This window comes from Bartonella sp. AA126HLJHH, assembly GCF_042197425.1.
Taxonomy (GTDB): domain Bacteria; phylum Pseudomonadota; class Alphaproteobacteria; order Rhizobiales; family Rhizobiaceae; genus Bartonella.
On record NZ_JBHIRU010000028.1, the window covers coordinates 1 to 9,651 of the forward strand.

9 protein-coding genes are annotated in these 9,651 nt (G+C 42.2%); all 9 read left to right on the forward strand.

All coding sequences use genetic code 11. The features are described 5' to 3' along the window. Positions 1-78: 78 nt before the first annotated feature. Positions 79-1,536 (forward strand): hypothetical protein, encoded by a 1,458-nt coding sequence (locus ACFIQC_RS08585; RefSeq protein WP_375707028.1) that lies wholly within the window; start codon positions 79-81, stop codon positions 1,534-1,536. Then, positions 1,536-1,961 (forward strand): hypothetical protein, encoded by a 426-nt coding sequence (locus tag ACFIQC_RS08590; RefSeq protein WP_375707029.1) that lies wholly within the window; start codon positions 1,536-1,538, stop codon positions 1,959-1,961. The genes ACFIQC_RS08585 and ACFIQC_RS08590 overlap by 1 nt, the downstream gene beginning before the upstream one ends. Before the next feature lies 1 nt (position 1,962). After that, entirely contained in the window at positions 1,963-2,799 is an 837-nt protein-coding gene (locus tag ACFIQC_RS08595) for a hypothetical protein (RefSeq protein WP_375707030.1), read from the forward strand. Positions 2,800-2,806: 7 nt separating this feature from the next. After that, positions 2,807-4,189, forward strand: coding sequence for a hypothetical protein (locus ACFIQC_RS08600; protein WP_375707031.1), 1,383 nt, complete (start codon positions 2,807-2,809; stop codon positions 4,187-4,189). Between the two features lie 10 nt (positions 4,190-4,199). Next, positions 4,200-6,302, forward strand: a complete 2,103-nt coding sequence (locus tag ACFIQC_RS08605) for a glycine zipper family protein (RefSeq protein ID WP_375707032.1) — start codon at positions 4,200-4,202, stop codon at positions 6,300-6,302. Further along, positions 6,299-6,946: a transglycosylase SLT domain-containing protein gene (locus ACFIQC_RS08610; protein ID WP_375707033.1), complete on the forward strand. Its 648-nt coding sequence runs from the start codon at positions 6,299-6,301 to the stop codon at positions 6,944-6,946. The genes ACFIQC_RS08605 and ACFIQC_RS08610 overlap by 4 nt, the downstream gene beginning before the upstream one ends. Positions 6,947-6,958: 12 nt before the next feature. Next, positions 6,959-7,960 (forward strand): phage tail protein, encoded by a 1,002-nt coding sequence (locus tag ACFIQC_RS08615; RefSeq protein ID WP_375707034.1) that lies wholly within the window; start codon positions 6,959-6,961, stop codon positions 7,958-7,960. Between the two features lie 8 nt (positions 7,961-7,968). Further along, on the forward strand, positions 7,969-8,982 hold the full coding sequence (locus tag ACFIQC_RS08620) for a phage tail protein (RefSeq protein WP_375707035.1): 1,014 nt from the start codon (positions 7,969-7,971) through the stop codon (positions 8,980-8,982). 7 nt (positions 8,983-8,989) lie between these two features. Next, positions 8,990-9,651: phage tail protein (locus ACFIQC_RS08625; protein WP_375707036.1), on the forward strand; the 662-nt coding region annotated here is incomplete at its 3' end.

A 9,651-nucleotide genomic window follows, 5' to 3' on the forward strand; every position in this document is an offset into this window, starting at 1 on the left:
ACGAACAGTTGCATGAATTGCGTGCAGAGACGTCTCAACGTCATAACGTGACCAGAATAATACCAACGGATTTTTAAGATGGTTTATTTTCCAGTAGCCGATTACAGACCAGATGTTGCGGTTGTCAACGGCAGTTTTACGGATAGCCTTGTGAATGTTTTACCGGCAGATGGCGGTTACATACCCATGCCTAGTGCAATGGTTGTTTCTAATCCTTTGGAAGAAAAGCCCTTGGGTTCAATCGCCTTTAGAAGCGGTAATGGTGTTAAGATAATCGTAGGAGGCAAGCAAAAGCTTTACAGTTATGATAGTCAAACGAAGGGTTGGAAAGACATAAGCCAAAGTGGTGTGACCTATCATGCGCATGAAGATAATCAATGGTCGTTCGCTTTGTTTGGTCAAAGAATTATTGCGGTCAATAAAAATGATAAACCACAAGTTTTTAACACCCATAGTTCTGAACGATTTGAAGATTTAGGAGGCAATCCGCCGAAAGCAGGCTTGGTGAAGGTTTGGGGACCTTTTGTTTGTTTGATGCAATTGACAGATCACCCCAATCGCATTCATTGGTCTGGTTTGGAAGATGCAACCCATTGGACAGTTAAGCAGAAAGATTGCGATTTTCAAGATTTTCCGGATGGAGAATATGTTCAAGGGTCTACGGAATCGACTAATCCCCTCATTTTTATGCGTTCTGCTATTTATGCAGGAACCTTTGTTGCGGGTTCTAAGATTGTGTTTACGTTTCAAAAGATACAAGACAAGCGCGGAGCCCGTAGTGCGTCCTCTATAGCATGTCGAGGGAGTGACGCTTTTTTTGCAGGTGATGGTGGTTTTTATCAGATGAGTTTAGATGGTCAACTTTTACCGATAGGCTTTGAAAAGGTTGATAGAACGGTTTTTAAAACATTTGATAAGTTTGCTCTTGATGAGATGCAAGGAGTTATAGACCCCATTGATAACCGGATTTATTGGTCCTTAAAGAGTGGCAATAACGAACAAACCACCTTTGTTTATGATTGGGGTTTACAGAAATGGTCGACACTACAGGGAAAGCTTTTCACGTTGTTTCCAGTGTTTACAACAGGGTATACTTTAGAACAGTTAGATGAGATTTCGCTCAATCTTGAGGCATTGCCGGCTTCTTTAGACAGCCCCCGTTGGCAAAGTGGCGCTCCAATGCTTGGTGCTTTTGATGAAAACAATCGGCTTGTTATGTTTACAGGAGCCCCGATGGAGGCAACGGTTGTTTCGCAAGAGATGGGGGCACCGGATGGAAGTTTTAACTTTATTACGAAGATGTTTGCCGAAGTTGATACGACGGAAGGTCTTTTAAGCATTGGAGAGCGTCGGCTTCGCAATAATCAGACACCGATCACATGGCACAAGGAGAGGGTGTGTTCGTATGTCACGGGCGCTTATCACGGTCGTTCACGCAATCGTTATCACCGGTTTAAATTACGCATTCCTAAGAATGAACCTTGGACGATGATTACGGGTTTTAATGTGGATTTACGTCCTTTTGGTAGAGGGTAATGGCAAAAGTCTTTTTGACCAGTTCTTGGGATATAGAGCGTATAGCCCCTTATCTTGAAGAAATCATTGCATCTTTTAGAGAGTATGTAGAGCGTTTCAAACATGAAATTACGTTGCGAGAACTCATTGAATCTATTTGCAGTGGTAAGAAACAGTTATGGCTTGTTTTGGATGATGAAGAGCGATTTTTAGCGGTCGTCACGACCCAGATACAACAGACAGTTTTAGGAAAGAAACGCGCTCTGATTTGTGAATGTAGTGGGAAGGGCGTTCTTGATCAAGTTGACAATTTGCAAGTTGTAGAGGATTGGGCGCGTGAGAATGGGGCTTCTGAAATGGAGATCTTGGGTCGTTTGGGTTGGAAACGTGCATTGGACAAGCAAGGTTACAGCATAGATATGCTTTATTACAGGAAGGAATTGTAACATGGGGAGCAAGACACCGACAACAACAGAACAAAAGCAGGTGCAGACAAGCGCTCCTCCCGCTTGGATGCAGAATGTCTTTAAGCGTGGGGGTGCAGATGCGTATAACATGTATGACACAGGGATTGGGGGTAATGTGTATGGAGGACCTCGTGTTGCGCCGTTAAGTGCTCAAACCACCCAAGCCATAGGTGGTCTTGGGAGTGTCCCTCATCATTATCAAAATCGCTCTTTGATGAATACAATCTATAATCCAACGTCGGCAGCCATGAATCTTAGACATATGGCTTCTGGTGGTATGGTTGGACAGAATCCGTCTTTTAATGCCGCCCTTCAAAATAGCTTAGACCGTGTAAGAGATACGATTAACAGCTCTTTTGCAGGTGCGGGTCGTTATGGGTCCGGTGCACATGCAGGTGTATTGGCAAATGAACTTGGTGCTTTGTCCACAAGTGCTACAGCAGACCAGTATAATCGTGATGCGGACCGCATGATGCAAGCGAATTCACTGATAGACCAAGCCAATCAAAATCAGTTGGGAGCCTCAAATAACTTCTTACAGGGTTATGGCAATGCCTATTCCAATGCCATACAGGGGGGAGGTGTGCTTGATAATTACAATCAGAGAGTTGTTGATGCCAATCGTGAACGTTGGCTGGAGCAAGACAATAGCGGTTGGAATAAGTTGAATATGCTTATGAACGCCGGTCATGGCTTTGCAAGGAACTACGGTACAACGACGAATAATAATACAGCCTCTATGATGCAAGGCAACGACCCTTGGAAGAACGCTATAGGGATTTTAGCTAGTATTGCTAATTTTGCAGGAAAAAAGTGAGGTAGTTATGCAAAATAGTAACGATAACATGTTATCAAGACTTCTTAAGTCTATGCATGTAATGAGCCAATATGTACCACGTATACGTTTCAACGATCTAGAAGACGCCAAACAACAGGCAAATAATTTACCTTATTTAACCCCTTCTTCCCCTATAGCAACTTTTGGTTCACAATCAAATCCTTTAGGTTTAGCTAAAAATACTTCACCTTTACCAGATGTAAGTTCGTCTTTAAGATCGGCAGGCAGAAAACCAGATGTACCGTTTTCAGTTCCTTCTTTACCAGTAGCGACCTTTGGTTCACAACCAAACCCTTTAGATTTATCGAAGGATATGGAACCTTTGCCTAATGCAATTGAAACTTCAGATTTGGCATCATTGCAACCAAAGCGGTCTCAGTTACCCGAACCGATTTCACCTGTAGAACCACAGCAGTTTGCACAGCCACAACAGAGTACTGTTCCTCACCAAGATGCTGGTTCTCAACAGAGTTTTTGGGATTACTTGCGTAGTCCTGAGTTTTTACAAAGATTATCAGATTATGGGATTGGTTATGCATTATCAGATGGGACGATAGCACAAAGTTTAGCGAATGCAGCTATGAATCTTCGTCGTGGTGATATGGAAAGAGAAAAAAGAGGACAGGTTAATCAGACCGTCGAATACCTAAAATCTAAAGGGTACAGTGAAGAAGAGGCGCGGTTCATGGCTGGGAATAAAGATGCATTGAATGCTTTTCTATTACAAAAAGTGAACGGCGGTTATGATGCTAGATCTAAAGAAGAAATGGACCGCCTACGAGAAACAATAGATCTTAAAAATAGTGAAGCTATCAGTAGTAATACACTCCATGACATTGAACGTTTTATGAATTATATAGAAGAGAATGGTGATTGGGCTACGGGAAATCTTGCTGATTGGCAAGCTTCTTTTAAGGTTCCTCAACACCGTGATATGCGTTCACTGCTTGATTCCATTAAAAACCGTATAGGTATTGACCGTTTAGAAACGATGAGACGGTATTCACGCAATGGTGCTTCTGGTTTTGGTAATCTTACAGAAAGAGAGCTTGATATCTTAAAGAGCTATTTAGGAGAGATAAAGTACGACTTGGGTCATAAAGAGCTCTTGTTTAGGTTGAAAAAAATCCATCAGATTTTGGCTAAGATGAAATTAGACGTATTGAAATTGCTAGAAGACAGCAGCATTGAATTAACGCAAGAGAGTGTTGATAAGGTTACCTCACAGTCGCATTCTAAAGCTCCACAGCAAGGACATAGTGCAAATGCGCCTGTAGTAAAAAGTGCAGAAGAAATTGAAGCCTTACCGAAAGGAGCAGATTTTATTGTTATTGATGCCGATGGTAAAAGAATGACTATAAGAAAATAGGTTGTGTTTCATGTCTGAACTTAAGAATTATGATAAGTCACTTCTTCCTGAATGGGCTAGAAAGTATAAGGTTATTGGTATTGCTGAAGATGTTCAAAAGGAAACAAATTATCCTGAACTTAAGGATTATGATAAATCACGTCTCCCTGAGTGGGCTAGGAAATATAAAGTAATTGGTCCAGTTCAAGATATTCCAAATACTCAAGAAACATTCAAAGATTTTGCATTTGATGATAAAGATCTTACGTGGTGGGATGCTGTTAGAAGCCATGGTACATCTGGTCTTACAGCAGGGTACAGTGATGAGATACAAGCGGCGAATGAAGCAGGTTTTACGGATTATTGGCGTGGTGATAAGAAAGCAGTAGAGGTTTATAACAGAAGAGTAGCCAAGGAACGCGCTTACCAAAAAGCCTTGGAAGAGAAATATCCATGGTTGTCTTCTGGTGCTTATATTGCTGGTTCGATTTTACCAACATTAGCATCTTTGGGTATTCCCGCATTAAATTTTTTGCGAGCAGGCTCGACTTTAGGAAGTTTAGGTAGGGGAGCTATTGTTGGGGCAGGTTCTGGAGCTTTACATGGTTCTGGTGCAGGAAAAGGTTACAATGATACGGTGAATTCGGCATTAGCCGGTGGTGTTGGTGGGGCAGTTTTGACGCCGGTTGCTGCTTTAGGAGGTATGGGTATTTCTAAGGCAGTTCGTAGTTTAGGAAATGCTTTAAAGTCACCTCCTGTCGTGAGGAATTATTTTAATCCTGCTCGTAAAGAGGTTTCAAATAAAGCTTTGCGAGAAGTTGCCAAGCAACTTTACGATAATAAAACCCAAAAGATCACGGAACGTCTTAGCTCAGAACCTCAGGAAGTATTTTTGACAGATATTAATGAAAAACTACGACAGACTTTGTGGAATGCGTCTAAAACAAATGAAGATGTTTATAATCTCTTGAAACAAGCGCATGAGAAAAGATTAGGCGGTTCTGTTCAACGTCTTGATGATATGATGGAGCAGACGATTGTTCCATACCAGCATAGCGATATTTTAAGCAGGACACTTAAACGGCAAGGAAAAGAGGCTCATGATCATCTCTATGAACAAGCGAAGCAAATTCCAATAGGAAAAGAACATTATCCAGCTCTTAATAATTTTTTTGAGAATAAAGGGTTTCAAAGAGCTCTCAAAGAAGCTGTTAAGACTTTAGAGGAACACCCCCTCAGTATAAATCCTAGACGATTTTATAATAGAAAGTTTAGCAGTATAAACTATAAACCTACGATAGAGTTATTAGATCAAACCAAGAAGTCTCTTGATGATTTAATCGAAAAAAGTAAGAAACATGGCGATAACCAGAAGGTTTTAGGATACGAAATCCTCAAACAAGATTTAGTAAAAATAATGGATCAAATCTCTCCTACTTATCAAGCAGCGCGTGGTAGTGCAGCAAAATTCAAAAATTTTGCAGATAGTTTTGAGAAGGGTAGACAAGCTCTAGGCACGAAACTTGAAAAGAGTATTGAAAGGGATGCAGTTAAGGAAAATCTTTCTAAAGGGAATTGGACAAAACAAAATAATACCTATCAGATGGGTATGAGAAATGCCTTAGATGATTTACTCAGAAAAAGTGATGACCCTATTAATGAATTTTCTAAACTTTTAAAACAAAATCTTGCGTCTGAGAATCTTGAAAGGACCATAGGACCGGAACGGTTTTCTACTTTTAAAAAGGCAGTAGATCAGGAGCAATTCTATTCTGATGCAGCAAAAGAGGCTTTTAGCAAATTTGAAGGCACTCCTGAGTTTTCTGTTTTTGATGGAATTAATTTTTCAAATTTTTTGCATTGGCCAACTGAATCTCTAAAATTAGCACGAAACATATTTTTCCACCCGAATGCTCCAGAGGCGCTACGGGCAAGACAAGAGCTAGAGCGCGGTATAGCGAAGTTAGCAACTTTTGGCGTTAAAGGAATGGAGCGCAATGAAATTGCCAAATTGATTCAAAGTGCTTTGAAGTGGCATAAAGCCGGTGTGATAACGGATGAAGGCTTGAAGATTGTTTCTAGAGCTGTAGCAAAAGGGTTAGGTCCTAGTGCTTCAATAGAGTATGCGAAATGACCCGTTATAGTCCTTCTGTTAATCAAGCGATACGGCAAACGGCAGCGCATTATGGTTTGCCAGAGAGTTATTTATACCGTGTTGCGCAAGTTGAAAGTGGAGGCAATCCGAATGCAAGGAATCCCCGTTCTTCTGCGGGTGGGTTGTATCAATTTATAGACAGCACCGCCAAACAATATGGTTTGCAGGATCGTTTTGACCCCATGCAAGCGGCAGATGCCATGGGGCGCTTGACGCTTGATAATCGCAATCATTTAAGCCGTCTGTTGGGGAGAGCGCCTAGTGAAGCGGAATTGTATTTAGCACATCAACAAGGGGCAGGGGGAGCCGCGCGGCTTCTTCAAAATCCCCATGCCAATGCGGCGCAAATTGTTGGGAGCAATGCGGTAGGTTTGAATGGTGGTAACAACGCTATGCGTGCAAGTGATTTTGTCAACCGTGTATTACAGATGTATGGGGGGCAGCCTCATAGAGCAAGTCCTACAGCGCATGGTGGCATTAGAAATAGAGACAACTTGTTAGAGGTTTTAAGGGCATTATTAGCATCACAAGAAGAAGCTTCGGAAGAAGAAGAGAGTGATGATGATAATCCTTTGATGACGCAATTCATGCGGGCGTTTTACGGACCGTTTTACAGAAACTAGGATTCACGAGAAATGTCAACGATTTATGATTGGTCGCTTAGAGCGGCGGATAATACGCGCGTAGATGATTTGATTGATTGGTCCGAAGGACAGCATCCTAGCAGTGTGAATACGAGCGCCCGTGTGATGATGCAGCGCGTAAAGGAATACTTGTCAGACACGGGTGGAGAGCTTGAAGGCATTGTTACAAATGATCATGTCCAACAAACGAGTGTGATAAGGCTTGCAAGCACTTCACAGTTTTTAGAGTATAAGAATGGTATCGTTTTGCGCTTTATGGCGACGGGTAAGAATATTGGGGAAACCGCAATTGCCTTGAATGATTTAGCCGCTAAACCTGTTTATAAGGCGACGGAATTAGGCATCAGTGCATTATCGGGAGGGGAAATCCAACAAGGGTGCATTTATAGCTTGATTTATAATGGAGATCATTGGCATCTTGTTAATCCTACCTCTATTCCTTTGGAAGAAGAAAGCAGTCTTTATCCCACGGGTTTTATAGGAACGTTTGGAATGCGCGGGATTCCAAAGGATTGGTTAATTTGCGATGGGAAGGCTTATTTGCGTCGTGATTATCGTGATTTATTTGAGACAATAGGAACGGTTTGGGGAGAGGGGGATGGCGTTACAACGTTTAATGTTCCAGATTTTCGAGGGATGTTTTTACGGGGGCTTGATGGAGGGCGCAATTTAGACCCTTGGCGTTCTTTTGCCAGTGTGCAAACAGATTTAATCGAGTCTCACCAACATCAAGGACAGAGCCTTTCGATGTCTCATTTTACCAGCAACGAAAACTTTTGGGATGGGAATACGACGGATGTATTAGGCTATCGTCTAGGCTTGTTTGGGGGGAGCTCTATAGCGAATTTTATGGGTATAGAGCGTGAGAATTTAAGGAGTCACGTTGCAAGTCCTTATACTCTTGATGAGAGCCAAGAGGTTGTTTGGGAGAGCACTGGTGAGGGCGAGACGCGTCCAGTAAATGTGAGTGTTCTGTTTGCGATTAAGACATGAGGTGTAAGATGTCGACGATTTATGATTGGTCTTTAAATGCCTCCTTGAATGCCTATTGTGATGATTTGATTGATTGGTCAAAAGGACAGCGCCCTAGCAGCGTGAATAACAGCGCCCGTATGATGATGCAGCGTGTGCGTGAATATTTATCCGATACGAGTGGTGTGATTGAAAGCACTTTTACGGTTGATGCTGAACAACAGACGACGTTGATAAGACTTCAAAGCAAATCGCATTTTTTGAAATATAAGAATGGGATATCAATATATTTTAAAGCAAAAGGTAAGAATATTGGGGAAACCGCAATTGCCTTGAATGATTTAGCCGCTAAACCTGTTTATAAGGCGACGGAATTAGGCATTCGTGCATTATCTGGAGGTGAAATCCAACAAGGGTGCATTTATACATTGGTTTATAGGGATCATGCTTGGCAAGTTTTAAATCCTACGCCTCTTTCTTTATCACAAGAACCGGTTATTCCCGTTTATCCTACGGGGACGATAGGGATTTTTGGGATGCAAGTTTTGCCAGAGGGCTGGTTACTCTGTGATGGGAAGGCTTATTTGCGCAGTGATTATCCTGCTCTTTATGATGCAATAGGGATCAGATGGGGTGGAGCTGATACTTGGAACAAGTTTAACGTTCCAGATTTGCGTGGTGTTTTTTTACGAGGTGTTGATGATGACCGCGAGATAGACCGCTTTCGTTATCTTGGCACTTTACAAAATGACGCTATGAGAAAGCATGATCACGGGGGTCAATCCTTTACGATTTTGAATGATGAAGATGAGGAAGAGAGTTGGTATGGTGATTTGACGATCATCTGGGGATATGTGTTGAATGACCAGCAAAGATTGAAGCTTGCCGAACGTTTGGGTGTGAGGGCAGAGGATATACGCGTGCACCATAAGCTAGCCTTTCCCCATTCCCACCTTCATATGCGTGATGTTGTTTGGGCTCGTTCAGGTGCAAGTGAGACGCGTCCGATTAATATGAGTGTTGTGTTTGGAATCAAGACGTGAGGTTCAGATGTCCACGATTTATGATTGGTCTTTAACGGCATCTGAGAATGGTGGTGCTGATGCTTTGATTAATTGGTCAGAGGGACAGCATCCTAACACGGTTAATAATAGCGCTCGTTTTATGATGCAAAGGATAAGTGAGTATTTATCGGATACGGGCGGCGTGCTTGAAGGGATTGTAACGGTTGATAATAACCAAAAGACGAGCGTAATAAGGCTTCTAAGCCAATCGGCATTTTTAGAGTATAAGAATGGCATATCGGTTTGTTTTAAAGCGAAGGGAAAGAATGTTGGGGCGACAACAATTGCTTTAAATAATTTAGCCGGTAAGCCCGTTTATAAGGCGACAGAAACCGGTTTATTAGCCTTATCGGGAGGAGAGATACAAGATGGCTGTCTTTATACCGTTATTTACGATGAAGAGATAAGTGGTTGGCAAATTCTCAATCCAACAAGAGAGAAAGTTTCTTCTTTAAAACGCCTACCGTCTGGTTTTATTGGTCCTTTTGCAATGGAGCGTTTGCCGGATGGTTGGTTGCCATGTGATGGGAAGGCTTATCCGCGGCTTGTCTATTGGGATTTATTTTGTGCGATAGGGACGACGTGGGGAGAAGGGGATGGCGCCACGACGTTTAATGTTCCCGATTTTCGGGGGCTATTTTTACGGGG

What these genes read in the sequence shown, in the direction of transcription:
- ACFIQC_RS08585 (WP_375707028.1), top strand. Translation starts at nt 79, where the DNA reads ATGGTTTATTTTCCAGTAGCCGATTACAGACCAGATGTTGCGGTTGTC.
- ACFIQC_RS08590 (WP_375707029.1), top strand. Translation starts at nt 1,536, where the DNA reads ATGGCAAAAGTCTTTTTGACCAGTTCTTGGGATATAGAGCGTATAGCC.
- ACFIQC_RS08595 (WP_375707030.1), top strand. Translation starts at nt 1,963, where the DNA reads ATGGGGAGCAAGACACCGACAACAACAGAACAAAAGCAGGTGCAGACA.
- ACFIQC_RS08600 (WP_375707031.1), top strand. Translation starts at nt 2,807, where the DNA reads ATGCAAAATAGTAACGATAACATGTTATCAAGACTTCTTAAGTCTATG.
- ACFIQC_RS08605 (WP_375707032.1), top strand. Translation starts at nt 4,200, where the DNA reads ATGTCTGAACTTAAGAATTATGATAAGTCACTTCTTCCTGAATGGGCT.
- ACFIQC_RS08610 (WP_375707033.1), top strand. Translation starts at nt 6,299, where the DNA reads ATGACCCGTTATAGTCCTTCTGTTAATCAAGCGATACGGCAAACGGCA.
- ACFIQC_RS08615 (WP_375707034.1), top strand. Translation starts at nt 6,959, where the DNA reads ATGTCAACGATTTATGATTGGTCGCTTAGAGCGGCGGATAATACGCGC.
- ACFIQC_RS08620 (WP_375707035.1), top strand. Translation starts at nt 7,969, where the DNA reads ATGTCGACGATTTATGATTGGTCTTTAAATGCCTCCTTGAATGCCTAT.